Origin of the sequence: Gracilimonas tropica DSM 19535, assembly GCF_000375425.1 — a bacterium.
Classification (GTDB): domain Bacteria; phylum Bacteroidota; class Rhodothermia; order Balneolales; family Balneolaceae; genus Gracilimonas; species Gracilimonas tropica.
This window is the reverse complement of record NZ_AQXG01000006.1, coordinates 1-25,528: the sequence shown is the minus strand read 5'-3', so window position 1 is coordinate 25,528 and position 25,528 is coordinate 1. Positions and strand designations below refer to the sequence as shown.

Sequence of the window (25,528 nt, the reverse complement as noted above, 5' to 3'; positions counted from 1 at the left end):
ATGATCCCAGTCACTAAACCATTTTTGCCGCCACAAGAGGAATATGAAAAGTTTCTGGAAGGGATTTGGAGCAGGGAATGGATAACAAATAACGGACCATTGGTTCAGGATCTGGAGGAACAGTTAAAAAACTACCTTGGGTTCAGAAATTTGTTATTGGTTGGAAATGGAACCATTGCTCTCCAATTTGCCATAAAAGCATTGGGTATTTCAGGGGAAATCATTACTACCCCATTCAGTTATGTAGCTACAACATCCAGCATTGTTTGGGAAGGTTGCACCCCTGTTTTTGTTGATATCGACTCTGAAACGCTGAACCTGGATCCCAATAAAATTGAACCGGCTATCACAGAAAATACATCCGCTATTCTGGCAACTCACGTATTTGGGAATCCATGCGATGTAGAGGCCATAAAAGAAATCGCGGATAAGCATCAACTCAAAGTTATTTATGATGCCGCTCACTGTTTCGGTACCACTTATAAAGGTAGTTCAGTATTCGAATGGGGAGACATTAGCACCTGTAGTTTTCATGCCACAAAAATATTTCAAACTATAGAAGGAGGGGCAGTTTTTTCTGAAAACCAGAACTTGATGGAGCGCATGTATTTTATGCGAAACTTTGGTCATGATGGCCCCGGTAATTTCAATGGGTTGGGTGTTAATGGCAAAAACTCAGAATTTCATGCAGCCATGGGATTGGTGAACTTGAAGTATGTAGATGATCTTCTTCAGCGCAGAAAGCATCAATATCAGCGATATGAGAAAGAACTGAAGCCTGAATCTATTCAAATGCTCAAACTTACAGATCGGGATGGATTCAATTTTGCCTACTTTTCAGCTGTATTTGAAAGTGAGGCAACAATGAATCGCGTTAAAACAGAGTTAGAAAAAAAGCATATTTACGCCAGAAGATATTTTTATCCCTCATTAAACAATCTGGATTACGTTTCCGGTGAAATGCCTATTTCTGAGTCGGTTTCAGCTCGTGTGTTATGCCTTCCGCTATACCATCAGTTAAAAAAAGAAGAACAGGAATTGGTAATAGAGACTATCAAAAAGACTTTACGGAATGTCTGAACGTATGATTTTTATTCTGGGAAACCCAAGATCCGGCACAACGCTTTTGCGACTAATGCTCACAAATCATCCAGAAATTTGCATACCTCCCGAATGTGGATTCATCCAATGGTGGTATTCAAAATATGGAAAGTGGTCTGAGAAAGACTCAAAAAATGTATCTAAAGTAAAAGAGTTTACCCATAACCTATCCACTTCGAGAAAGATAGAAAACTGGGAATTGGATTATGAAGATATAAAGGCTTCAATTCTTGATCGACAACCTTCATCTTATGCGGAATTGTGCTGTTTGGTCGTAGAAAGTTATGCTCGCCAGCAAGAGAAAGATCCCAAGTATTTAGGTGATAAGAATAATTACTATCTGGATCATCTTAAATTGATAGAATCCATCTATCCTAAAGCAAAATTTATTGCCATTATTCGTGATGGTAGAGACGTGGCTTGTTCTTACAAAGAAATAAAAAAACTGAATACCAATTCACCTTACAAGCCCAAGCTCCCAACCGAAATAAGCGCTATTGCTAAAGAATGGATTGGCAATATTGGGAAATTGGATTCTTTTTTTGAAGAACTTCCGGAAGATCAAAAATTCTGGGTACGATATGAAGATCTAATTTCAACATCCGAAGAAGAGTTAACAAAGATATGCGGATTTCTGAACTTGCCCTATGATGGGAAAATGATACAGTACCATAACGTAGAGAAGCAACAGCAGAAAGAACCTTCTTCCACCTTAGACTGGAAAAAGAAAACATTGAGAAAGCCTGATGCCACTAACATCGGTAATTATCTTGATGAGCTTTCAGAAAATGAAATCCAACGATTTGGCAAAATAGCATCAAAGCAATTAGAAAGATTTGGCTATGAGTGATTCAAAAAGCGAATATGCCGTTAGCATCCGTTTGATGTGCTATAACCATGAAAACTATATCCGTCAGGCTATGGATGGTGTCATGATGCAGGAGACGGATTTCAACGTTGAGGTGGTAATTGGAGATGATTTTTCGCCAGATGACACGCTGAAGATCATCAAAGAGTACGAGAGTACGGAGAAGATTCACATAAAAATATTGCAGCGGGAAAAGGGTGATGCTTATTGGACAGAACGCCAAAAAAGAGGACGACTCTACAACTTTCAGAATATCCTGGAAAACTGTACCGGAAAATACATCGCTTTATTAGACGGAGATGATTATTGGACTGATCCCCAAAAGCTTCAAAAGCAATATAATTTTTTAGAGAATCACCCGGATTGCTCGGTATGTTTTACAGCGGCTCAATTTTATTTTGAGGAAAATTCGGACCGGAAAAAAATATACAGACCCAAAAATGCGGTTTCCCGAAAGAAATATGATCTCCGAGACGCGATCATAAAAGCAGGTGATTTTATGATCACGGCAACCATTTTTTTTCGTCAGAAATATGTGAGTGAAATTCCTGAGTGGGTATTTAATTCGCCGGTTGGCGATCTGCCGCTATCGCTGTTTTTAGGAACAAAAGGTAATTATGGATACATTAATGACATAACTTGTATGTATCGGGTAAATGCATCGGGTTCATGGAGTCAACAAATGAATTTTGAGAAAAGAAGAAAGCAAGTAGTCAAAATTCTGAAAACCTATGATGACTTCAACGCATATACTGACTATAAATACAATAAGCTGTTACAACTTGAAAAGGCACGTGTTCATTTTAACGACAAAAAATCTATTGTAAAGCGAGCTATAGCCAAAACTCCTCCCGGACGAAAAATCAAAGAATGGTTTGATTTATAGCGGTTAAAGTTCAGCCGCTTCCGAAATGATGGTTTGCAATCGGGTTGTCCTGTTTTCCAAAGAAAACTCTTCAATGATTCTTTGTCGGGCTTTGGGTCTTAGTTCTTCTGCGTTGTGGTGAGCTTCTCTTATCAATTCAGCGATTTTATCCGGATCAGGATTTTCTGCAATTAGCCCCGCTTTACCAATTCCATGTGGAATCCCAAAAACGGCACTGCCTACAGGTACACACCCGCACATCATGGCTTCGCATAATACATTGGGAAGGCCTTCGGCGCGCGATAATTGAGCGTAAACTGAACTTTGGCGGTAGATGTTTTCAAGCTCCTGCCTGGGTATTGGGGGTAAAAATTCGAGATTTTTCCCGGGTTGGTATCGTTCTTTTAATTCGGGCACAAGCTGTGGATCTGCACCTACGATTTTGAAAGTATAATCAGGCAGCAATTTTGAAGCTTCAATAAAGAGGTCCCACCCTTTAATGAGCGCAGTCCGGTGATTAGAGCATAATGCAACGGTACTAACTATTTTTTCTCTTTGAAGCGAGCCTGGTTTCCATGCCTTTGGATCATAGCCGGTTGCTAAAGCTTCCCAGTTATTCTTATTAAACCCGGGAATATTTTGTGTAACTCCGTTAGGGTGAGACTCTCCCCAATGTTTAGCAATGGCGTCAGTTTTGATCAAAGTTTTGTCAACGGGCAAAAGAAGAGAACTGTTTTTTAAAACATACTTTCCTAAAGGAGCTCGCCAACTGCTGCAAAAAATACCATAATTCAGCGATTCAATTTTATTGCAGTCAAAACCACCTAACACCGTGATGGATGGAATTCCAAGCCATTTGGAGAAAACAGTGGGAAGAAAAGAATGATAATCTGAAAACCAGCAATAAATGAGATCAGCATCAGGCGTGTTATTGAGCAGCCAAAAAACTTGTTGTACGAAATTTTTCAGCAGAGAAAAACCGGATTTAGATGCTTGAAAATGAAAAACTCTAACTTCCCCGAAAGATTCAAGAATTCGGAGATCTTCTTTTACAAAAGAAGATTCCCCAAAATGGATAAAAAGAATGGTTGGATTTCCGGGCATTTTACCTTGTTGATGGCTAAACTTTACAAAAGTTTAAGGGGGTTTGGTATGAAAACAATAAATAAAGGAATTTCTATTTTAAATGGCGTTATACAATACCTGTAGCTTTTAAAATCTTAGCTATTTTATTGGTAGCGTTTGCTTCCCCGTAAAGTGGTTTCCATGTTGTATTGGGAGAATCTGTAGAAGCTTTTAAAATCTTTTGCTGATTCGGGCCGGTTAGGATATTCCAGTTTCCCTGCAATGTTTCCTTCCACTCAGTCTCCCCTCTCACGGTAATGCAAGGTTTTTTCATCCAGTAGGCTTCCTTCTGCAGTCCACCGGAATCGGTAATCACTTTAAAACTATTTTTGAGTAAAACCATCATTTTGAAATAGGAAACCGGATCAATAAGATGAAGGTTTTTCGGTATTGACACGGTCTTCAATCTCTCTTTATTCCTCGGGTGAACCGGCCATACCACTGGTTTTGAAAGTTCACCAAAAGCTTGCAGAATTGATGTTAAGTTGGCATCATTATCGGTATTGGAAGGCCGGTGAATGGTTGCCAGGTAATAGCTGTCTGCCTCAAAAGGGATTATATCCTGAAGGTTGAACTTTTTATCTGCTATTTCTGAAAAAGTAAGTAATGCATCATACATTACATCCCCGACATTATATACCTGTTTTGTAATGCCTTCTTTAGCAAGTTGGGTAACTCCTTCTTCCGATGAACAAAAGAGAAAATCAGAAGCGTGATCGGTTAGTATCCGGTTAATTTCTTCTGGCATATTTCGGTTAAAACTACGCAAACCGGCTTCCACATGGACTACAGGGATATGTAATTTTGATGCCACGATAGCTCCAGCCAAAGTGGAATTTGTATCACCATAAACTAAAAGCGCTTGGGGCTTTTCAGGAAGATCGAGAATGAAATCTTCAAGCTTTTGAAGCATGATCCCGGTTTGCTTTCCATGAGAACCTGATCCAACTTCAAGATTTACGGAGGGAGTAGGCAAACCAAGTTCTTCCCAAAAAACGGTACTCATCTCATAATCATAATGCTGTCCGGTGTGAATTATTTCTTCTTCTACTCCTGCTTCAGAAAAGGCTTTCGAAACAACGGCTGCTTTCACGAATTGAGGGCGTGCTCCAACGATGGTCAGGATCATAACTCAGGAAGTTAGTTTATCTAATTCGGTACAAATTTGTTCGGTCAGATATTGACGGGAGTATTTTTTTGAGCCCGTGCTTTGGTATGAAGAAACCCCATTTTGCCAATTTTTAAACTGTGAATAGAGTTCTTCTTTAAGCCGGTCTTTTTGGGAATATAAGATGAAAGTACCGGCCTGCGATTCCTCCAATACCGATTTCACATCTCCTTTAACCGGACTTAAGCAGATAATCGGGCGTTTAGCTGCAATATACTCAAATAACTTGCCGGTTAGTATCATTGCGGCATTAGGGGTGTTATTTATAATCAGCAATAAAGCTTCTGATTGTTGCTGTAGGTTTACGACTTCATCATGAGGTACATAATCTTCAACTTCTACCAAATGTTCTAATCCAAAAGCTTGAATGTCATTATGAACGGCACCGTCCACTTTTCCTATAAGCCTTAAGGTGAACTTTTTGGAAAACTCAGAATACTCATCGGAAAGCTCGGATAGTGCTTCCCAAAGTACTTTTGGGTTCCTGGAGGCGGACATCATCCCAATATGTGAAAGAATAAACCTTTCATTGGGAGTATATTTTTCATCACCAAAATCCTCGGCGTCATATCCATTTGGAATCATGCAAATGGGAGTATCGGTCATGTCCTCAAACTCTTCTTTCATAGTAGGACTTACAACCGCAAGTTCATCACAAGCATCTAACACCGATTTTTCTAATTGATGATGCTTTCGCCTGGCAATTGGAGTTAGTTTGAGATCTTCAAAAAAATCGATATTCGTCCATGGATCACGAAAATCAGCAAGCCAGGGTATGGAAAACCTTTCAGCTATTTTCTTTGCAATCAGGTGCATAGAATGTGGCGGCCCGGTTGAAACAATGGCATCAATGCTGTGATCTGACAAATAGTGATTCAGGAATTTGATGGATGGACGTATCCAAAATTTACGGGCGTCCGGGATGAAAAAGTTACCTCGAATCCAAACGGATAATTCCTTGAAAAAAGAAGATTCCTGCCCGGTTTGCATTAAGCCGGCTCCGAGTTTTTCATCCTTTTTTAGACCAACAAATTTTTTGTAGAAGCTGTATGGCTCCCAGATGGGCTGTTTTAAAATTTGGATGTCGTTAGGAATATCTTTTTCTAAAGAGTGATCAATCTCAGGCCGTTCCGGATTAGATGGGGTGTAAATAATCGGTTCCCACCCAAATAAACGCATGTATTTTACGAATTTAACCCAGCGTTGCACCCCGGATCCACCGCTGGGTGGCCAGTAATAAGTGATGATAAGAACTTTTTTATGTGTCACCGGACATTCTGTTTCTGAATCTTCTAAAGCCCCAATACAAAAATATAAGTACTTGAACTATAAGCGCTCCCCAAGCTAATATTACCCCAATTCTATAAGTTTCAGGCATAAAATGAAGTTTTACGGTATGCTCACCAGCAGGAATTTGAAGCCCGCGTTGGAAGTAATTGGTTTTATAGATCAGGATCTCTTCTCCGTCTAAAGTGGCCGTCCAGCCGGCGGGGTAGTAAGTTTCGCTGAGGACTAAAAATCCCGGTTCCGAGCGAGAGACTTCAAGCGTAATTTCCGGCCCGGTATACTCCGTGACCGCTACATTTGAGGTAGTGTCGGATGAAGTTACAAGCTGATCCGAAGTTTCCACAACGGCTGTGTTTGCAAAATTAAGCTGCCCGGGCATTAAATAGTTATAAGCCTGAGCAGGTTCTTGTGTTGTGATCACAGAATCCACAAAAAAGGCTTTTGGAAATACATTTTGGTTTTCAAATACCAGTCCTTGCTCACCACGGAAAACCTGTGTAAATCCGGGAAGTGGGAGCGGCTGAGAATAGGTGACATACTTCACATTCATCAGGTTCAATAATTCAGGATTAAAATTCTGGCTTTGAATATTAAGAGGTCCGTTTCCATACATTACATCCTGGATCACACTCAGCTTGGAAGCCGAATATCCGCCAATAACAGGATAAAAATAAGCAGGCGTGGAGCTGCTGTATGGATCTCGTAACAGAGGCAGAACGCGGTACGGATAGGTGCTGTTTTCAGAAATATGTTCCTGAATCCAGGTGTCGATATCTCTTCGTTGAGATTCCAGGATCGTTTCTGCATTGACATTTCCGCTTACGATGGAATCTTCAGGAATATAGCGTTTATCAACTGCGATCATGTCCACCGCTACGATCAGTATAAATCCGAATAACCCGGCGCTCACCGGTATTTTTCCTGTAAAGGTTAGATAGATCAATCCCGTAGCAATCACGATAATAATGGCAAAACGTAACACATCTGACTTGGCTTTCTCTTCCCGAGCCGGCACCAATTGCGCGTTTACGTAACTTTGAGCACGTTGCTGAACCTGGGGATTGGTAGGCTGAACCTGATTCTGCTGTGCTATCTGATTGGCTATATTTTGAACTTCACCGGGACGGGTAAAATCAGCAGAATTGACCTGAATGAAAAGCAGCACAATCACACCTACTGAGATCCCAATGGGCAAATACAGTTGCTTGAGCTCTTTGTTCTTTTGTGATATAAAATTCACAAACCAGTTCAACCCAAAAACAGCAACGACGGTATAGCAAAAGGCAGTGAATACTAACCAGGTCTCGGGTGCTCTGAATTTGTCGAAATAGGGGATATAATCGAATGCAAACTCGTTTAAAAGGCGGAAGTTTTCTCCCCAAGCAAAAAAGATTCCCAGAGTTCCGGCTGTAAAAAAGGCATAAACTATTCTCCGTCGATCCCGAAGTAAGGCTATCAAAATAAATGGCAGGCTTAAAGCCCCAAGGTAATGCGGGCCGGATGTAAATGATTTAGGTCCCCAATATTCTGGTGATGCGCCACCGAAATAACCGGGTATGATTAATGTGATGGTTTCCCATATACCCTGAGACCACGCAAACGCATAGTCGGTAGTTAGTCCGGTTGTACCACTAAGATTAGAGCCTCCGCGCAGGCTGTAGGAGGCATACTCTTGCATTGCAAAAAGTTTCTCGGCATATCCTAAAACACCCAAAATAGTACCGGAAATAAGTAGTGCGGTAGTAATTCCCCAATCTTTAATCGACTTTTCCTGATACGATTTCCATCCATCAAAAACCCAAAGTATGCCTAATAAGTAATAAAAGTAATAGGTTATTTGGGGATGACCGGCCCGAAGTTCAAGGGTTAGGGCAACGGAGAATAACAGAAAGCCGGAAAGTTTTTTCTTGTGATGGCTTATCAGCCAATATCCGGCAATCAGCCAGGGTATTATGGCAAGCGATTCGAACTTAGAGTTATGTCCCGCAATGATGATTATTGGAATGTAGGTGGTAAGGCTAAACATTAAACTTCCGAAAACACTTACAAGTGATTGAAAGCCAATAAGCACTAACAAGAAGTAAACTCCGGAAAGGAGCACCCAATATTGAAATGCAGGGTAGATGTTACTAAATATTCCTTTAATTCGATCAATATGTGGGACTACCGTTTTCACGGATACCACAAAAGCAGGCATTCCTCCAAACATATTGGTGACCCAAAGCGGTTCGCGGTCGTAGGTTTCCCGGTATTCAATAACGGATTCCGCTGCTGCACGCCACTGGGTGGTATCGTGCCGTTGCAATTCCTTTCCTCCGATAGTAGTAGCGGTAAACAGAAAGAAAGGAATCAAAAATAAGATGGCGAGCGCAATAAGGTGCTGACGCGCATCGGGCATATTTGTAAAAAAATCACCGGTGGCAGTAGAAGGTTGTTTCGACATGAGAGAGAGGTTATTCGATCACTTTTGGAACACGGAAATAATCGCTGTCAGCATCCGGGGCATTTTTCAGCGCATCTTCGTGAGACAGCGGTTCTTTTGCTTCATCCTTTCGGAGACGGCTTTCCAGATCAATAACGTGCTCAAGAGGTTCCACAATGTCGGTATCAAGTTCATCCAAAAGCTCCATATACCCGAGAATTTTATTCATGTCTCCGGCCAGTGAAGTTACTTCCTCTTGATCAAGCTGAAGGCGGGCAAGATTTGCAATGTATTTAACGTCTTTTTCAGTTACTGACATAATTTGAAATCGTATTTTGGTGAGCCCAAATGTAAGAAAGATTGGTTGAAAGATTTAACTCATTTTATTTGGGAAACCGGTAATGAGCCAAGAATGGTATCCATAAAAATTAGGTTCAAAACTTGGCATATTGATGATTTTATGTTCATTTTAGGAAACTAACTTAGAGATATGATAAAAAAGAAAGTAACCATAAAAAATTCAGCCGGACTGCACGCGCGTCCTTCTGCACAACTCGTAAAACTGGCGGGNAAATTTAAGTCAGATTTTTTCATTCACAGTTACGGGTATCGGGTAAACGGTAAAAGTATTTTAGGAGTTATGACGCTGGCGGCGGAACACGGAGCCGAATTGGAATTAGAAGTAGATGGACCCGATGAGGAGGAAGCAATGAAGGCAATTGTTGAACTTATTGACAATAAATTTGGAATGGAAGAAGAATAAATATCCCAAATGATGAAAACTGCCAACATAACCGAAGAGCAAATACACGGGCGAGGTGTAGGTTCTGGCATTGGTATGGGTACAGCGGTATTGATAGATACCCACTCTGCCGAAGTAGAGCCTAATTCGATCTCCACAGAGGCAGTTAAGGTTCATAAGAAAAAATTTATACAGGCGAACAAAACTTTAATTGGAGAGCTGGAGATCATGGCCGGGGACCTGAATGATTCCGGTTCAAAAGAAATTATCGAAGCTCAACTACAGATCATTAAGGATCCTGAGATCGAAAAAAATGTTTCAGGGATCATTGAGGAGAAATTGCTAAGTGTTGAGTATGCAATCTATAGAACTTATTCCAAGTTTATCGAGCGGCTTAAAGAAAGCGGTTCAGAACTATTCAAACAGCGCATTGTTGATCTGGAGGATATCCGGGATCGTCTGGTTGCAATCGTATGTAATCATACCCATAAGCACCCGGTGAAAAAAGGTGATGTTGTTGTAGCTAAAGATCTGAGTCCTACAGAACTGGTTTCATTTCACGAGCATGGCGTTGCAGGCCTTGTGATGGAAAGGGGCGGTCCTACTTCACATGCAGCAATTATTGCAAAATCTTTGGGCTTACCAAGTGTGGTAAGTGCAGAGCATGCAACCAAAAAGATCAAGACTGGTGATAAACTCATTATCGATTCCACAGCCGGAGCCATTACACTTCATCCTGTTGACGGCACTGTAGCCCACTATAAAAAGTTGCAAAAAGAACGGGAAAAACGATTAAGCAAAATTTGTAAAGATGTTTTTGAGACGAAAGATGGCTTCCCGTTCCAGTTAATGGCCAATATTGAGTTTGAGGCAGAACTTCCAAAAGTAAAAGAGTATTCTGCGCGGGGTATCGGATTATTAAGGACAGAAGGACTTCTTTTCGGAAGCCGTATTCGGAAAGGCCGGGAAGAGCAGGAAGTTTTTTATGAAAATATCCTGTCCGGCTCAGAAGGCATTGTAACCATTCGGCTATTTGATGTTGGCGGGGACAAAGGCGTCACTCGGGCGAACAAAGAATCGAACCCTTTTTTAGGATGGAGAGGAGTCCGGCTTTTATTGGATGAAAAACAACTTCTGCATAATCAACTGAAAGCTATTCTTAAGGTTTCCGGTAAATACCCGGGAAGAGTAAGAATTTTGGTGCCTATGGTTTCTACAATGCGAGAAGTGGTGTCTATCAAAAAGGAACTTGATCAAGCTAAAAAAGAAATGCTTGCTGAAGGATGTTCCTTTGATGACGATATAAAACTGGGACTGATGGTGGAAGTGCCAAGTGTTGCTGTAGCCACCAGGAATTTTGCCAAAGAAGTTGACTTCCTGAGCGTAGGAACCAACGATCTGACACAATACACATTAGCCGTGGATCGGGGGAATGAACGAATCTGCGAATTATTTCAGCATTATCATCCATCAGTGCTTCACCTGATCAAAATGGTGTATGATGGAGCCCAACATGAGGAAGTCGGGCTTAGCGTATGTGGCGAGTTAGCCGGTGACCCTGTGGGGGCTGCTTTTCTCATCGGTTTGGGTATCAATGAACTAAGTATGTTGCCTCATTCAATTCCCGGGATCAGTGATTTGTTAACATCTTATAGCAAAAGTGATTTCGAGAAATTTTCTACTGCAGCGCTGAACAGCACTAATGCAGATGAAGTAAAAAACCTTTTCGAGCAGTATTTTAGCTAACCATATTTAATTTATATGGCTATAAGTACCTGCTGACCAGAAAAGCAAAATTTACTGTCCTAAGATTTTTTCGATATCAGCTCGCTCTTTGGGAACACCCGTGAGGTTTTCATATCCCTGTTCCGTTACAATCACATTATCCTCGATACGCACACCTCCGAATTCAAAAAGCTGAGTGAGCTTATCCGCATTTAAAAACTTGGATTGTGTGTCATCTTCTAATGCGGGAATCAGCAATGCGGGCACAAAGTACACCCCCGGCTCGATGGTAATTACCATACCGGGCTGCAGATCTCTTCGAACACGAAGGTATTTAATTCCGGGTCTGTCAATGCGCTCAACCCCTTTGGGGTAACCGCCTACATCGTGGGTGTCAAGACCGAGGAAATGTCCCAATCCATGAGGAAAGAATAGGGCAAAGATGTTGTTTTCCATCAGGTCGTCAACCGAGCCATTAACCAGGCCAATCTCCTTTAAACCTTCCATAATGGTTCGTGATGCACTCATATGCAGATCTTCCATTTTAACACCGGTCTGAACTTGTTCAATGGAGGTATTCAGGGCATTAAGTACGGCGTCATAAACACCAGCCTGAATGGCTGAAAATGTACCATTGGCGGGATAGGTTCGTGTAATGTCGGAGGCATAACCCTGGTATTCATGTCCTGCATCAATAAGAAATAATTCTCCATCTTTTATCTTGCTGTTATTTTCAACATAATGAAGAATGGCGCTGTTTTTACCACCGGCAAAAATACCATTGTAAGCATCCTGCTGAAGGCCGTTTTCATAGTGGATTTTGGTAAACAATGCTTTAAGCTCATATTCATACATGCCGGGTTTTATAGCCTTCATGACCTCAGTGTGAGCAAGGTTATTAATGCTTGCTGCTTTGCGCATGTACTCAAGTTCTTCATCCGTTTTGATGACCCGGCAATAGGTCAACGCATCCTGAAGGGTCTCAATATCTGCTTCAAAACCACGATCAAGATCTTCCACAAGCTCTGCATCTTTCTCATTTAAACAATACACTTTATCGGGTTTGATCTCATTCATCACCGTTAAAATCTCGTTGGTGTAGTGCAAATGATCAGGTTTGTATTGCTGTTGCCAGGCTTCCTGCGATTTCACATAGCCATGCCATACTGCATACTGAGCATCTCTTTTGGGCACGAACAAGTGATATTCCTCCGTTTTCAAATCCAGGATCAGTGCACAATCCGGTTCATTTACACCGGTGAGATACCAAAAATTCGATTCCTGCCGAAAGGGGTACTCATAGTCTGTCTCATTGCGATAAAGGATATCAGAACCCTGGATAAATACAGCTCCGCTTTGGTTTTCTTCGAAAAGTGAAAATAATTTTTTACGGTGGTTATGATGCATCATGAGATTAAAGATCAATTGGAATGAATGTTTTTGGTGCCATAGAGAATAGTAAAATAGCCAACGAATATCGACCTGTTTAGATCACGAAAATTGTAAAAGCAGATCTTTTAACGAAGTAATAACAGAGCTGAAATTATTCGAGAAATCAAGGCCGGCTTCATTGCGCAAATTTACTTGCTGTATACCTTTTGCTGAATGAATTTCAGTATTTGCCGGATGGTTCTCGGCAATCAGGTTCAGGCTGGATGTGAAAAATGCTGTATTTGCCCCTTTATCATTTAAGACACCGTTTAATCTCGTGCCTCCAAAAGGATTTGCAGAAAGGCTCAAACCTATTTTGATGTTATCACTTTGCCCGAATATGCTGTAGTAATGGCTAAGTGCGAATTCTTCGTGAAATCCGTCAAAGTTCAAAAACTTGGTGGGTTGATGAGGATTTCCAAAAAGTAGCTTACACTGATCGATGACAAATGGGCGGATCTCCGGTGATAATGCTGATCCCAAAAACATCCGCTCTTGCCAATATTCTGCCGGGTAATTTCTTTTCTCTTCCGGGAAAAAAGGTTCCGGTATTTCTGAAAGCGCCTCAATTTTGTCGTTCTTGAGGCTATACCAAAAATCTAAAATGCCATTGCTGATAAGCAGATAAGGTGCTTCTACTTTTTGATTGTAGCGGGCTATTTGTATGGCCGTTTTCTCATCCAGGCGGATATCGGGAGCTTTGCATTCCACTAAAAGTAAAGGCTTGAATGCCTGATCATAGCAAATGATATCTGTTCTGGAAGAGGATTTATCACCTGCAAGTTTTACGGGGCTTTCGAAGGAAATCCGGGATCGTGAAACACCTGCTTCGAGAATCAGGTAATCAACGAGAGCCAGTCTTACTCTTTCTTCAGGCCGAATGACAAAGGTTTTCTTAAGAATGGGGTTCCATAGAACCTTCTTTTCATCTCTGTACCTGAATTGCGGATAATGTGCAAGAGCTTTACTTAGCAAAATAAATTGATGTTATGTGTTTTTGGAAATGTAACACATAACATCAAATCGTGAAATTTAAGCTTTTGCAGGTTTTGATTCTTTATCACCGTGTATGCTACGCTTGATAAAGAATTGCTGAATAATTGAAAGTACGTTGAAGACGAGGTAATACAAACTTAGCCCTGCAGCAAAATTATTAAAGATAAAAAGCAGCATAAACGGGAAAATATACTGCAATACCTTCATTTGTCCGGCCATAGGACTGGTTCCCCCACCTCCGCTCATTCCGCCGGTAAGTCGGCTTTGAACGATCATGGCTGCAGTCATCAATAATACAAAACCGGCTATCTGATCTCCTAAAAATGGGATCTCAAAAGGCAAATTGATGATGTAGTCCGGAGCGGAAAGATCATTTGCCCAAAGGAATTCTTCCTGTCTGATCAGGATCGAATTCTGGAAATAGCGCCAAAGTGTGATCAATATTGGGAATTGCAGTAAGTTTGGCAAACAACCTCCTAATGGATTCACCTTATTTTTTCGGTAAAGGTCCATGGTTGCTTTTTGCTGCTTCTGGGGGTCATCTTTATACTTTTCCTGAATCTCTTTCATCTGTGGCTGAAGTTCACCCATGGCAGCCATGCTTTTATAACTTTTATAGGTAAGCGGCGACAGCACCAGCTTCACTAACGAAGCAAATACAATAATTATAACTCCGAAGTTGCCCGCAAATCCTGACATAAATTCAAAAAATGGAATTACCAGCCACCGCACAAAAGGTTCGGAAAACCATCTCAGCCAGCTCCAGCCAATATCTACCATATCGTAAGCGCGCTCATCAACTTTAACGATCTCGCGGTATTTCATCGGTCCCACATAAAGTCGGAAAGAAGAAGCTCCCTGGTCATCCAGGTTTGTTCTCAATGAAGAAGTGTAACGGTGTTCCGTATTCTGATTGTCGATGGACCCGGTTACCTCACCCGTTAAAATGGCGGCATCGGTCTCGGTAGTTGGTTTAATGAGCTGAGTAAAGAACTTGGTTTTGGTAGCTGCCCAGTCAATGCTGCCATTAATGGTCATTTCATCCCGTCCGGCTTCATCAAGCTTGAACTGCTCAAGTTCTCCGCCTGCATACACATAGGCTGCAGTAGCCAATGCATCCTGCGTATGATCCTTTTCTGTAAATCGAAGTGGGGAGGTCCAGCCGAAGTCAATATTTCCTCCAACTATATAATCCTGAAGGCCTATGAATTGAATATCTACATCAATCTCATAGTTACTTCCGCTCAGAAGATACGTTATGGCAACCCGGCGACCATCTTCCAGGCTTAATTCATATCGAATTTCACGCTGCTCACCTTCTGCAAGATTCAAAGATGAGCCACTTGTAATTTGCTCAAACAGAATATTCTGCGTCTCTACATTGTAGTTCTCCACCGATAAAAACCCGATGTTATAGGCGGAACGGGTTGTATCACCGATCAGCTGAACAGGACTTCCATCCCATTTGTCGTATTCATTCAGCAGAAAAGAAGCAGGGCCGGCTCCGCGATTGGTAAATGTAGCCGTGTAGAGTGGAGTAGTTACTTCTATACGCTTCTCTTCCGTAACAGTACCTGTACTGAATAATCCCTGTACTTCAGTGATATTCTCTCGTTGTTCGCGAATCGTTTGTTCTCGAACCTGAGAATCAGAAGAAGGTTCTTGTTCGGGTTGCTCATTTAGAAGGGTATCCTGCTGACTTTGGGCCACTTGCTCGAGGCTATCCTGAATGGCTTGGTCTCGGCGTTGTTGTGCGAGTTCTTCTTCGCTCGGCATGGTGAAGTAGAACCATCCTAGCATCAATAAAAAGATTAAAACAAATCCGGTTGCGGTATTCTTATCCAAAAGTATGCGATTTAAGAGGGTGATTGATTAGCAGTAATGCGCTGACGTAATTCCGTCAGTAATTCAATAACCTGAGGTTGAATAGAGTCAAAAGAAAGGTTAGCGCGCTTTGCCAAAAAAGCATAGTGTAATCCTATGTCAGCAATTTCAGGCAATTCAGTGATGATGTGTTGATTGAGCCGGTATGCCTCACGCAAAAGTCGTTTGGTGCGATTACGTTGAACTGCGGTTCCGGTCTTTTTGGGAGCTATGAAGCCAACAAGATGTTTTCGGCTGGCTTGCGGATAGGTGGCAAAGCGAAGATTTACATCTTTATTTGAAATAAGAGAGGAACTTGAAAACAGTTCCTCAAAATTTCGCCGGCCACGTAAAATGTGAGATTTTGGTAAGGTAAACCTATGTGAACCTGAGCCAGTCAGATTACTTAGCTCCTTTTCTCTCATCACTAACGGTTAACTTATGACGGCCTTTCTTGCGTCGGCGAGCCAAAGCTTTACGTCCATTCTTGGAAGACATGCGCTCGCGAAAGCCGTGCTTATTCTTGCGCTTTTTGTTACTTGGTTGATACGTGCGTTTCATGAATCAGGATATTTTATACGTTCAATTTCTTATCCGAAAAAGGCTTTAAATATAAAGAGAATCTCAGAAAAAACAGAACTATTATTTACAGATAATAACTCTTGTTTCATTTGTGATTTACTTTAAGTCAAAAAAGTGCGTTAATGTATGTAGAATAAGTTTTTTGAGAGTTCAATTTTATTATGAGAGCCTGAAATGATCATCCCGAGAGAACAAAAGATTTTATTGGTAGTGGCTATTCAGTTTTTCGCCGGAATATTTACGGCCGGGGCCCAAACAAGTTCATCTCGAGATGAATTGCTTGCTGACGCATCCCAATATTTCGCATCTTCACAAGAGCAAAAAGCCCTCGATGCATATTTGCAAGTACTTGGATCAGATAAAGATAACTTTGAAGCACTATGGCATGTCAGCTTACTTTATGCCAGAATAGGTTACCGTTTGGGTTCTGATAAAGAAATGTCAGGTCATTATAAAAAATCACTAAAATACGCAGAAAGAACCCTGGAATTATATCCCGATAGTGGGAGGTCTCATTTTGTGTACGCAGTAGCCAATGGCCGGCTTTCGGATATTTCAGGAACAAATGAGCGCTTAAAAAAATCGCATGTTGTGAAAGAACATGCGGAAAAGGCAGTTAAACTGTTACCTGATTACGCCCCGGCTTGGCATTTATTAGGGCTGTGGCATAGCAAAGTAGCAAATGTAGGTTCCGTTGAGAAGTTTACTGCCGGATTGTTTTCAGAAGGGTTACCGGAAGGAGCAAGCAATGAAAAAGCCGAGGCCTGTATTCAAAAAGCTATTGAACTTGATCCTTCCCAGTCTCTGAGGTTCAAGCTAGATTTAGCCCGCCACTATCAAAGAGCCGGAGAAGAACAAAAAGCACGATATCTCCTTAAGGAGGTTGTAAAAATGAATGCCGAGAACAGCATCGACCGCTGGAACCTGAAACGCGCCCGGGAGCTGCTTGAAGAACTTTCTTAAATAAAAAAGGCGGACTAAATGTCCGCCTTACAGCAAAAGTTTACCTGGTTATTCCGGTTTCCAGTCTTTCATTCCATTCCGTATGACTTCCGCCAATCGGGAGACCGGCACGCGATCCTGACTCATGTCATCGCGATATCGGATCGTTACGGTATCTTCGCCCTCTGATTCAACCCCATCAAAATCCACAGTTACGCAGAACGGCGTTCCGGCTTCATCCTGGCGTCGATAGCGTTTTCCGATGGAACCGGATTCATCATACAGTACTGAAAATTCTTCGCGCAGGTCAGCCTCAATCTTATGCGCCAGATCCTGCAGCTTATCTTTTTTGATGAGCGGGAAGATGCCAACTTGTGTTGGAGCTAATTTCGGATTCATTTTCAGCACCGTGCGGGTATCGCCATCTACTTCCTCTTCGCGATAGGCATCACAAAGAACCATCAAAGTCAGTCGGTCTAATCCCACAGACGTTTCGATCACGTAAGGCACAAAGCGCTCCTGGTTTTTCTGATCGTAGTAGTCCAATTTCTTGCCGGAAAATTCGGCGTGCTGACTCAAGTCAAAATCGGTTCGGTTGTGAATGCCTTCCACTTCCTGCCAACCGATGGGATATTTGTACTGAATATCAGCGGCGGCACGTGCATAGTGGGCAAGCTTGTCTTCCGGGTGAGGAGCAGTTCGTAAATTCTCTTCACGAATGCCCATGAATTTATGCCACGCGAGTCGTTTTTCCAGCCATTTTTCATACTCATCTTCATCGGTACCGGGCTTCACGAAATATTGCATTTCCATCTGCTCAAACTCACGCATACGGAATACAAACTGTCGGGCCACAACCTCATTTCGGAAGGCTTTTCCGGTTTGGGCAATTCCAAACGGAATCGTTACCCGAGCAGTGTCAAGCACATTTTTATAGTTCACAAAAATCCCTTGTGCGGTCTCTGGACGAAGATACACGCCATCTTCCTCGGAAGAAGTTGCTCCAAATTGGGTTTTAAACATCAGGTTGAATTGTCGCACTTCGGTCCAGTCAAAAGCTCCGGATTCCGGCGCGCGAATTTCATTCTCCATGATGATCTCGTATAGGTCTTCCGTCAGGCTTTTTCGCGAACCACAGGTATCCAGTTTTTCCTGGATGGCATTCGCTTCTTCGTGCTTGTCGTCATTTCGCAGCTTTTCGATATGTTGCTCAATGATCATATCCGCGCGGTAGCGTTTTTTGGATTGCTTATCGTCGATCATGGGATCGTTGAAGCCACCTACGTGACCACTAGCTTCCCACACTTTGGGGTGCATGAAAATGGCTGCATCCACACCCACAATGTTATCGTGGCGGCGGGTCATCTCCTTCCACCAGGCATCACGGATATTTCGTTTGAGTTCTACACCGAGGGGTCCGTAATCATAGACGGCACTAAGTCCGCCATAAATTTCTGAGGATTGAAAGATGAAGCCCCGCGCTTTCGCCAGCGATACAATTTTATCCAGATTGTCCAAATTCGACATGTGAGTGTGATGTTTGCAATTCAAAAATTCGTTGAACGCCAAAGATACGGAATAGAACATCGAATATGGAACATCCAACAAGGAAATTTAGAAGGATGGGGACAAGGGTAGTAAATGAGTCCTATTTTGAATACCGTTTGAAAGTCATTCCTGCGAAAGCGGGAATCTAAATGCAGTATTCAGATTAGATTTCTTACTCTCCTCCCCGGAAGCAACAGCAAGCTGTTCTTCCAGTCTCTCCAGCGGGACATAGGTACTATCCATTAACTACAATTTCTACTCAAGACAAAAATCACTTCATTAAGAACTTATCTCTCTTAGGAGAGAGGCCGATTTCAGCTCTGCTGTCCCGAGCATTCGGGAGAGAGAGGAAAATGTAGGAAGTAGCTTTGTAGTAAACTAAGAAATAAGCTCAATGTAACTTTCCATATCAAAAGGCTCAGGCGGGGCTGTTTTCTTTAAATACAATGGGTGGTGCGGGTGACCGGCTTTGGAGATTCGGCCTCTTTTGAAAAAAGTGTGATCTTGCCCCTCCATCACTTCATAAATATCCCGCAAACAGCGAGAGAGATAATCCCGCTTTTCGATCAGTGTTCCCCAAGCACACCAGATATCCGCGGAAATACCATCCATTAAAGACGCAATCGCCTCAACATTTTTATCATGGATCTTCTTTTGAAAGTGCTTGTGCATTTTATCGGGATTGGTGGCGCGCTGCGGGTAGAGATTGAACATCAGCCAACCATCGTAACCGTGATCCAGGGCAAATCGAGCAACAGAAGCAACGGTTGGATCGAGATCATTGGGCTTGGCGGTGGATGGATTCACCCCAAAACAAACCAACGGTTTTTTGCCTTCTTGTCCAAGAGAATAACGGGTGAGTGGTTCATCATGGTCATAGATCCAATCTCTGTCAGGAAACATTCAGTGAGTATGTTTTCAGTTAAAAATTTGCGCGCCTGAAGATAAAAGAAATTGGCAGGATTTAGTACTGTCAGACAACATTAACGTTGAGTATTCCGCAGCAAAGCTGAAGGAAAAGAGAGACAGAGAAAGTCCTCCCTTAAGGATGTGCAGAATTTTAGTTCGCTAAAATACACGGAGGGTGTCTGTTGCCATGATCTCGATACCTTGGTAGCAGACACCCACCCGGCTAAAGCCCTCCGAATTTTCGGAGCCTCAGGGGAAGATTATCTTACAAAAGCGAAAAGAATCTAATTCCAAAGAGAACACTTCAATATTCTTTGTTCGATATTGAATATTCGATATTCACTCAATTTCCCCCTACTTTCTCGCATGGCAAAATCATTATCAAAACGGCTTCAATCGCATCTCTCGGCTCAGCTTTCCGATCATTTTGAGGAGGATGCTTTTTTTATTCTTGGGGTGAGTGGCGGGCCGGATTCCATGGCGCTGATGTATTTGTTCTATTTGCTGAAGCAGGATGCGCTTATCGTGCACATCAATTATGGCAAGCGGGGGAAGCAGTCGGACAAAGATCAGGAGTTGGTGGAGCAGATGGCTTTTGCGTGGGGATTTGAGTGTTGTTCAGTTCGACTCAGTCCAAAAGAAGCGGGAAATGAAAACTTCCAGAATTGGGCAAGAAAGCAACGTTATCAAATTTTTCAGGATCTTAAAGTAGATTTCAAAGCAGATGCGATAGTTACCGCCCATCATCAGGATGACCAGGTGGAGACGATCCTCCAGAAGATTCTACGGGGCAGTGCACCCTCGGCGTGGAAAGGTATGGTGATTTGGGATGGGAAGTTATTTCGTCCGCTGCTAACTTTCAATAAAGAGGAGATCCTTGAGTTTTGTGAAGCCGAAGCGATTCCTTATCGCATTGACGAGAGTAATGAGGAATCCGGTTTTGCACGTAATTTCATTCGGAATGAGTTGGCAGAAAAAATGGATGCATTTTTCCCGGGATGGCAACAAAATTTGCTTGCACTGGAAGCCCATGCCAAAGCATATGAAGAAAGTATTAGGATGGTTGCAGACAAGGTCATAAAGAAAAATGCATTGGATATTGAGCGGTTTTCAGATCTTCAGGATGTGCTTAAACCTGCGGTGCTGAAGTTTATTTTGGATGAGATGGGATTGCAGCGGGAATATTCCCGGGGCGAGTTGGAAGAATTGGCTGAAATTGAAAGCCTACAAACCGGGAAAAGTCGAAGGGTAGGTTCGGTTGTGTTTATGCGAGACCGGGATAAGATCCATATTCAACCCAAAACAACACCTGCAACAGTAAATGAGCACATTGAGAAAGCTGAGATTCTGAAAAGCTGGGGTGGGCAGGGAGTTCGGCTCAAAGCAAAAGAAAACCCGGAGGCAAAAGCGGATCTGAAGATTGATCTTCAACAGTTGAAATTCCCTCTCACGCTACGAACCTGGGCGGCCGGTGATGCCTTTCAACCCTTGGGAATGACAGGACATCAGAACGTATCCGATCATCTTACGAACAGAAAACTTCCTGCAATTTCCCGCGAAAAAGCCTTGGTATTGTGCGGATCAGATGGTACTATTTATGCCATTATTTATCCGGCTGAAACAGCTGCCGGGGCGAAAGGTGCAATCGCTGAGCACGCGAAAATAACAGCATCAACAAAAACCATTTTATCGATAAATATAAATTAGCATGAGTTCTCATTTCTACCAGCCTGAAACCGTAACCTGCAATGGAGAAAAGTTTAAGCTCTTTATAACCAAAGAGCAGATCGACGAGCGGATGAAGCAGCTTGGGGTACAACTAAACCGTGATTTTGAAGGCAAAAAACCCATTTTCATTGGCATTCTGAATGGGGCATTTATTTTTCTGGCTGATATCATGCGTCATGTAACGATTCCTTGCGAGGTAGATTTCATGAAACTGAGCAGCTATGGAGATGAGAAAGTGTCTTCCGGGCAGGTTACCGAACTCAAGCATATAGATGCAAAGATTGAAGACCGTCATGTTATTTTGGTGGAAGATATCGTGGATACCGGTCTTTCCATGAATTATATGGTAAAACGGATGCACGAGAATAATCCCGCTTCGGTTTCTGTATGTACTTTGCTTCATAAAAAAGTGGCAACCAAATATGAAGTGCAGCTCGATTATGTAGGTTTCGAAATCCCCGATGCTTTTGTTTTGGGCTATGGGTTAGATTATGCTCAGGAGGGTCGTAATCTTTCCCAAATTTATGTATTGGATAAGGCCTGATTTTTGTAGCCTTTTAGTGCTGAATTTCTATTTTAAGCAATATTAGGTTTCATATAATAGTAATCAGCCGATGTTCGTCACTTTACTTTTCATTTTATTTCAGGTTATCCAGCCTCGTTTTGTGGAGCAGACAACGCTCAAGCAGAGTGCCGACACGCTTATCTCTCAAAACTGGACGATGGATGATGGTTTGCCGGTAAACACGGTAAACAGCATTGTACAAGATCATCTGGGGTATATTTGGTTTACTACCTATGATGGAATTGTTCGGTTTGATGGGCTCGAGTTCAAGGTGTACAATCATTCCAATACACAAGAGATGCCGCAAAACCGGGCGGTGTTCATGCATGTGCAGGAGGGGGTAGGAATTTGGGTTACACTTGAAAACGGTGGCGCTATATTGATAGACGAAAATCATCAATTCACCCACTTTAACGAAAAGGACGGATTTACGAGCAGTAACACCACTCAGATGATGGAAGACAGTCATGGTTGTATGTGGTTTAGTACGTTCGAGGGCTTATACAAATACAACGGTACTGAATTTACCCGAATGATAACCCGAACTACTCCCGAACAAAATAGAATCTCGTTTACTTATGAGGACACCGACGGAACCTTTTGGGTAGCTACGCACGATGGCTTGCTGCATCTGAATGGCAAAAACGTGGAGACGTATAATATTGAAGCAGGAACACCTCAGAACGAGATATTCAGGATTATAAGGCTTACCTCGGGAGAGCTTTTAGTGGGTACGTTTAACGGAGTATATACCGTAAGGGATGGGAAAATGCAGATATCCAGGCAGTTTGAAAGACTTGAGGGGGTTCCTGTTTTTTATTTTTACAATGACCAAAACGTAACCTTGGTAAGTAGCAGTTCCGGGCTTTATGAGTATCGAAATGAGAAACGAAAATTGATGTTCAGGAACAAGATTACGGACATTCAATTCTTTTGGAAAATGGTGAAGGATTCCAATGGCGTAATCTGGCTTATAAATACAAGGGGAGATATTTTTCAATATCGTGACGGAAATCTTATCAACATGGAAGATGCCGGCCAGATTGGAGATTATTATGTAAACAACTATTTCGAGGATCGCGAATCCAATATCTGGATAGCAACCGCCAGAAGTGGAATTCTGCGCTACAAAGCATCTCGGGTACGAACGATAGGCAAGCCGGAAGGCCTTTCCAGTAATAACATTTTGGGCTTGTATGAAGACAGCAGGGGCCGTTTTTGGGTTGGAACCCGCGATGACGGTTTAAATGTGATTGATGGGAATAAAATCACCCAATACCGGGAGGCTGAAATTTTGAACCGGGACATTGTTCATGCCATCCATGAAGATAAAAAGGGAAATATTTGGGTAGGATATTATCAGGGTGGGGTAGATCGGTTTAATGAAGCCGGCATCAAACCATACGATATTGGTTTTGGTGCCGGCTTGAATGATGTTCGGGCCATTTATGTAAGCCGGGATTCTGCCATCTGGCTTGGAACGCATGGCGGTTTGGTGAAATTTGATCCTGTGGATGAAAATCATATTGTTTATAAGAAAGAAGATGGACTCTCGAGCAATCTTATCCGCTACATTGATGAAGACTCGGAGGGCGGTTTGTGGATTGCCACAATGTCGGGCGGAGTGAATTATTTCAAAGATGGAAACTTCACGCATTTCACAAAAAAAGATGGCCTTGCTTCAGATAACATTCGCTCCGTTTATGTTGATGAGCGCGAACCTGAAACCATTTGGGTGGGTACGGAAAACAATGGATTGAGCCGAATCAAAAATGGAAAGATAACTTCGGTCGGAACCGATGAGGGATTGCCCAATCATGTGATTCACTACATTAAAGAAGATGATCGCGGATGGCTATGGATGTCTTCCAATAATGGCATTTTCAAAGTAGATAAAGAACAACTTAATAGGTTTTTAGACGGGGAAAGAGATTTTTTCAATTTGGTGCATTTTGGCCAGACAGAGGGCATGCGTAATCCTGAAGCTAATGGCGCTTTTCAGCAAGGCGGGTTATTAACCAGTAACAATACCTTCTGGTTTTCGACGCAAGAGGGAGTAGCGATTTTTCAAACTGAACCGCAAGGAACTAATGAAATACCTCCAACCGTGATAATAGAAAGGTTGGTAAGCAGTACCGGTGATGTTTTTAGCCCGGATAGTATTTCATTTCGTTCCGGAACAGAGGCTTTTCGAATTGATTTCAAGGCACTGACCTTTGTTTCGCCTGAAAAAACCCGTTACCGTTACCTGCTGGAAGGTTATGATGAGGATTGGCATGAAGTAAAAAATGAACGATCAGTTTTGTATGCGGATGTTCCGGCCGGAGATTATACTTTTAAAGTTTTAGCAGCCAACAGCGATGGGGTTTGGAGTCAGAAAGGCACATCGGTTTCTTTTACTATTTCTCCGGTATTTTACGAGCAAGTTTGGTTTTATCTGCTTGTCGCAGGTTTACTTTTTCTGGGCTATTATGGTGCAACGCAGCTTAGATATAACTACCTGATGCGACAACAGGAAAAGCTGAAGAATATCATTGAAGAGCAGACGGCACAACTTCGGAATGAGAAGAATGAGATCGAAGAGCAAAGCCGGATCATAAAAAAGCAAGCAGGTGCTCTTGAAGAAAGCAATCGTACGAAAGACCGGTTTTTCTCATTGATCGCTCATGACCTTCGGAACCCATTTCAAGCCATCATGGGATACAGTGAGTTTTTACTACAGACCATCAATGAAGTGGATAAAAAGGAGATTGAGGCCGGTTTGCAACATATCCACAGTTCTTCAAAATCATTACTTACGTTGGTTGAGCATCTGTTAGACTGGGCCTCATTGAATACCGGAAAGATCAGGCCAAATCCGGAAGAGGTTGATCTCAGAGAGTTGATCGAGCGAAGTCATCAGTTGTTCGAGCATGTGGCCAGGCAAAAGAAAATTCACTTGACCTATGAGATTGAAGATGAAGGTTATATTCACGCTGATTTGAATATGTTGCAAACGATAGTTCGAAATCTGGTTTCTAATGCTATCAAGTTCACACCGAATAGTGGGGAGGTACGAATCGGCTTGTCCAGGGAAGACAAAAATTATGTGATCAAGATCGAAGACAATGGAATCGGGATGTCGGAAGAATTGGTGAACAAGTTACTTCGCTTAGATTCCAACACCTCACGCTCAGGCACGAATAATGAAAAGGGGACCGGGTTTGGGCTATTGATCTGTAAGGAAATGATCGAACTTCATCACGGACGTCTGAAGATCGATTCTGAAGAAAGAGTTGGTACAAGCTTTACTATTTATTTGCCCGTAAAAGGATTGAAAATTCCGAAAAAGAGAACCCAAAAATATGCTGCAGATTAATGCAGGAAAAAGGTTGCTATTACCCTCGAAAGCTCGCTATATTTGACGTCCTTAAAACGGAGAGGTGGCTGAGTGGCTGAAAGCGCTCCCCTGCTAAGGGAGTATATCTCGAAAGAGATATCGAGGGTTCGAATCCCTCCCTCTCCGCATTAACTACCTAAACCATCATTCATTCCGATTGATGGTTTTTTTTGATAAAGAAAGGAGGGATGAGAAGCCTGTCCCGCTTTCACTCGGGATGGAAGAAACGGAGGCTATTTTGCGGGGAATCCCTCCCTCTCCGCATTAACTACCTAAACCATC

The 25,528-nt window shown here is 42.3% G+C and carries 21 protein-coding genes and 1 tRNA gene; 10 read left to right on the top strand and 12 right to left on the bottom strand.

Annotated elements, in window-relative coordinates; all coding sequences use genetic code 11:
* Genes B151_RS0110735 through B151_RS0110725 form a run of 3 tightly spaced genes read left to right on the top strand, consistent with a single transcriptional unit; the run spans nt 1 to nt 2,855 of the window.
* Nucleotides 1–1,080: a DegT/DnrJ/EryC1/StrS family aminotransferase gene (locus B151_RS0110735; protein ID WP_020403633.1), complete on the top strand. Its 1,080-nt coding sequence runs from the start codon at nt 1–3 to the stop codon at nt 1,078–1,080.
* The gene (locus B151_RS0110730) at nt 1,073–1,951 is read left to right on the top strand and encodes a sulfotransferase family protein (protein WP_020403632.1); all 879 of its coding nucleotides are present in this window, start codon (nt 1,073–1,075) and stop codon (nt 1,949–1,951) included. Before B151_RS0110735 ends, B151_RS0110730 begins: the two co-directional genes overlap by 8 nt.
* The gene (locus tag B151_RS0110725; protein WP_020403631.1) at nt 1,944–2,855 is read left to right on the top strand and encodes a glycosyltransferase family 2 protein; all 912 of its coding nucleotides are present in this window, start codon (nt 1,944–1,946) and stop codon (nt 2,853–2,855) included. Before B151_RS0110730 ends, B151_RS0110725 begins: the two co-directional genes overlap by 8 nt.
* Nucleotides 2,856–2,858: 3 nt before the next feature.
* On the opposite strand, the gene B151_RS0110720 is transcribed toward B151_RS0110725, so the two are convergent.
* The 5 genes from B151_RS0110720 to gatC form a co-directional block, all read right to left on the bottom strand.
* On the bottom strand, nt 2,859–3,938 hold the full coding sequence (locus B151_RS0110720) for a glycosyltransferase family 4 protein (protein ID WP_020403630.1): 1,080 nt from the start codon (nt 3,936–3,938) through the stop codon (nt 2,859–2,861).
* A gap of 88 nt (nt 3,939–4,026) precedes the next feature.
* The gene (wecB, locus tag B151_RS0110715) at nt 4,027–5,088 is read right to left on the bottom strand and encodes a non-hydrolyzing UDP-N-acetylglucosamine 2-epimerase (RefSeq protein ID WP_020403629.1); all 1,062 of its coding nucleotides are present in this window, start codon (nt 5,086–5,088) and stop codon (nt 4,027–4,029) included.
* Nucleotides 5,089–5,091: 3 nt separating this feature from the next.
* Nucleotides 5,092–6,396, bottom strand: a complete 1,305-nt coding sequence (locus B151_RS0110710) for a glycosyltransferase family protein (protein WP_020403628.1) — start codon at nt 6,394–6,396, stop codon at nt 5,092–5,094.
* The gene (locus tag B151_RS0110705) at nt 6,386–8,857 is read right to left on the bottom strand and encodes a YfhO family protein (protein ID WP_020403627.1); all 2,472 of its coding nucleotides are present in this window, start codon (nt 8,855–8,857) and stop codon (nt 6,386–6,388) included. The genes B151_RS0110710 and B151_RS0110705 overlap by 11 nt, the downstream gene beginning before the upstream one ends.
* A 10-nt stretch (nt 8,858–8,867) precedes the next feature.
* On the bottom strand, nt 8,868–9,155 hold the full coding sequence (gatC, locus tag B151_RS0110700; RefSeq protein WP_020403626.1) for an Asp-tRNA(Asn)/Glu-tRNA(Gln) amidotransferase subunit GatC: 288 nt from the start codon (nt 9,153–9,155) through the stop codon (nt 8,868–8,870).
* A 171-nt stretch (nt 9,156–9,326) separates the two neighbouring features.
* On the opposite strand from gatC, the gene B151_RS0110695 reads away from it, so the two are divergent.
* Nucleotides 9,327–9,599, top strand: coding sequence for an HPr family phosphocarrier protein (locus tag B151_RS0110695; protein WP_020403625.1), 273 nt, complete (start codon nt 9,327–9,329; stop codon nt 9,597–9,599).
* 9 nt (nt 9,600–9,608) lie between these two features.
* On the top strand, nt 9,609–11,324 hold the full coding sequence (ptsP, locus tag B151_RS0110690) for a phosphoenolpyruvate--protein phosphotransferase (RefSeq protein ID WP_020403624.1): 1,716 nt from the start codon (nt 9,609–9,611) through the stop codon (nt 11,322–11,324).
* A 51-nt stretch (nt 11,325–11,375) separates the two neighbouring features.
* On the opposite strand, the gene B151_RS0110685 is transcribed toward ptsP, so the two are convergent.
* From B151_RS0110685 to rpmH, 5 genes are all read right to left on the bottom strand, one after another.
* On the bottom strand, nt 11,376–12,713 hold the full coding sequence (locus B151_RS0110685; protein WP_020403623.1) for an aminopeptidase P family protein: 1,338 nt from the start codon (nt 12,711–12,713) through the stop codon (nt 11,376–11,378).
* An 81-nt stretch (nt 12,714–12,794) separates the two neighbouring features.
* The gene (locus B151_RS0110680) at nt 12,795–13,709 is read right to left on the bottom strand and encodes a type I restriction enzyme HsdR N-terminal domain-containing protein (protein ID WP_020403622.1); all 915 of its coding nucleotides are present in this window, start codon (nt 13,707–13,709) and stop codon (nt 12,795–12,797) included.
* Between the two features lie 57 nt (nt 13,710–13,766).
* A complete protein-coding gene (gene yidC, locus B151_RS0110675; RefSeq protein ID WP_020403621.1) occupies nt 13,767–15,575 on the bottom strand; it encodes a membrane protein insertase YidC in 1,809 nt (602 codons plus the stop codon).
* A gap of 11 nt (nt 15,576–15,586) precedes the next feature.
* Complete coding sequence (gene rnpA / locus B151_RS19585; protein ID WP_020403620.1) at nt 15,587–16,018, bottom strand: ribonuclease P protein component; 432 nt, start codon at nt 16,016–16,018, stop codon at nt 15,587–15,589.
* Nucleotides 15,996–16,154, bottom strand: a complete 159-nt coding sequence (rpmH, locus tag B151_RS19915; RefSeq protein WP_071594700.1) for a 50S ribosomal protein L34 — start codon at nt 16,152–16,154, stop codon at nt 15,996–15,998. Before rpmH ends, rnpA begins: the two co-directional genes overlap by 23 nt.
* A gap of 195 nt (nt 16,155–16,349) precedes the next feature.
* Here rpmH and B151_RS0110665 point away from each other — a divergent pair, with 195 nt between their 5' ends.
* On the top strand, nt 16,350–17,138 hold the full coding sequence (locus B151_RS0110665) for a tetratricopeptide repeat protein (protein ID WP_020403619.1): 789 nt from the start codon (nt 16,350–16,352) through the stop codon (nt 17,136–17,138).
* A 48-nt stretch (nt 17,139–17,186) separates the two neighbouring features.
* Here the strand turns inward: B151_RS0110665 and B151_RS0110660 are convergent, their stop codons facing one another.
* Nucleotides 17,187–18,644: a glycine--tRNA ligase gene (locus B151_RS0110660; RefSeq protein WP_020403618.1), complete on the bottom strand. Its 1,458-nt coding sequence runs from the start codon at nt 18,642–18,644 to the stop codon at nt 17,187–17,189.
* A 399-nt stretch (nt 18,645–19,043) separates the two neighbouring features.
* Nucleotides 19,044–19,568, bottom strand: a complete 525-nt coding sequence (locus B151_RS0110655) for a DUF1643 domain-containing protein (protein ID WP_020403616.1) — start codon at nt 19,566–19,568, stop codon at nt 19,044–19,046.
* Between the two features lie 372 nt (nt 19,569–19,940).
* On the opposite strand from B151_RS0110655, the gene tilS reads away from it, so the two are divergent.
* The 4 genes from tilS (at nt 19,941) to B151_RS0110635 (ending at nt 25,372) form a co-directional block, all read left to right on the top strand.
* Nucleotides 19,941–21,281 carry a tRNA lysidine(34) synthetase TilS gene (gene tilS, locus B151_RS0110650; RefSeq protein ID WP_020403615.1) on the top strand — a complete coding sequence of 447 codons (1,341 nt, stop codon included), beginning with the start codon at nt 19,941–19,943 and terminating at the stop codon, nt 21,279–21,281.
* Nucleotide 21,282: 1 nt separating this feature from the next.
* Nucleotides 21,283–21,846 (top strand): hypoxanthine phosphoribosyltransferase, encoded by a 564-nt coding sequence (gene hpt, locus B151_RS0110645; RefSeq protein ID WP_020403614.1) that lies wholly within the window; start codon nt 21,283–21,285, stop codon nt 21,844–21,846.
* Nucleotides 21,847–21,916: 70 nt separating this feature from the next.
* Nucleotides 21,917–25,225, top strand: coding sequence for a ligand-binding sensor domain-containing protein (locus tag B151_RS0110640; protein ID WP_020403613.1), 3,309 nt, complete (start codon nt 21,917–21,919; stop codon nt 25,223–25,225).
* Nucleotides 25,226–25,283: 58 nt separating this feature from the next.
* Nucleotides 25,284–25,372, top strand: a tRNA-Ser gene (locus B151_RS0110635).
* Nucleotides 25,373–25,528: the final 156 nt, after the last annotated feature.

What these genes read in the sequence shown, in the direction of transcription:
- B151_RS0110665 (WP_020403619.1), top strand. Translation starts at nt 16,350, where the DNA reads ATGATCATCCCGAGAGAACAAAAGATTTTATTGGTAGTGGCTATTCAG.
- B151_RS0110655 (WP_020403616.1), bottom strand. Translation starts at nt 19,568, where the DNA reads ATGTTTCCTGACAGAGATTGGATCTATGACCATGATGAACCACTCACC.
- rnpA (WP_020403620.1), bottom strand. Translation starts at nt 16,018, where the DNA reads ATGAGAGAAAAGGAGCTAAGTAATCTGACTGGCTCAGGTTCACATAGG.
- tilS (WP_020403615.1), top strand. Translation starts at nt 19,941, where the DNA reads ATGGCAAAATCATTATCAAAACGGCTTCAATCGCATCTCTCGGCTCAG.
- hpt (WP_020403614.1), top strand. Translation starts at nt 21,283, where the DNA reads ATGAGTTCTCATTTCTACCAGCCTGAAACCGTAACCTGCAATGGAGAA.
- B151_RS0110705 (WP_020403627.1), bottom strand. Translation starts at nt 8,857, where the DNA reads ATGTCGAAACAACCTTCTACTGCCACCGGTGATTTTTTTACAAATATG.
- B151_RS0110640 (WP_020403613.1), top strand. Translation starts at nt 21,917, where the DNA reads ATGTTCGTCACTTTACTTTTCATTTTATTTCAGGTTATCCAGCCTCGT.
- B151_RS0110720 (WP_020403630.1), bottom strand. Translation starts at nt 3,938, where the DNA reads ATGCCCGGAAATCCAACCATTCTTTTTATCCATTTTGGGGAATCTTCT.
- B151_RS0110735 (WP_020403633.1), top strand. Translation starts at nt 1, where the DNA reads ATGATCCCAGTCACTAAACCATTTTTGCCGCCACAAGAGGAATATGAA.
- ptsP (WP_020403624.1), top strand. Translation starts at nt 9,609, where the DNA reads ATGATGAAAACTGCCAACATAACCGAAGAGCAAATACACGGGCGAGGT.
- B151_RS0110725 (WP_020403631.1), top strand. Translation starts at nt 1,944, where the DNA reads ATGAGTGATTCAAAAAGCGAATATGCCGTTAGCATCCGTTTGATGTGC.
- B151_RS0110685 (WP_020403623.1), bottom strand. Translation starts at nt 12,713, where the DNA reads ATGATGCATCATAACCACCGTAAAAAATTATTTTCACTTTTCGAAGAA.
- wecB (WP_020403629.1), bottom strand. Translation starts at nt 5,088, where the DNA reads ATGATCCTGACCATCGTTGGAGCACGCCCTCAATTCGTGAAAGCAGCC.
- B151_RS0110660 (WP_020403618.1), bottom strand. Translation starts at nt 18,644, where the DNA reads ATGTCGAATTTGGACAATCTGGATAAAATTGTATCGCTGGCGAAAGCG.
- rpmH (WP_071594700.1), bottom strand. Translation starts at nt 16,154, where the DNA reads ATGAAACGCACGTATCAACCAAGTAACAAAAAGCGCAAGAATAAGCAC.
- gatC (WP_020403626.1), bottom strand. Translation starts at nt 9,155, where the DNA reads ATGTCAGTAACTGAAAAAGACGTTAAATACATTGCAAATCTTGCCCGC.
- B151_RS0110730 (WP_020403632.1), top strand. Translation starts at nt 1,073, where the DNA reads ATGTCTGAACGTATGATTTTTATTCTGGGAAACCCAAGATCCGGCACA.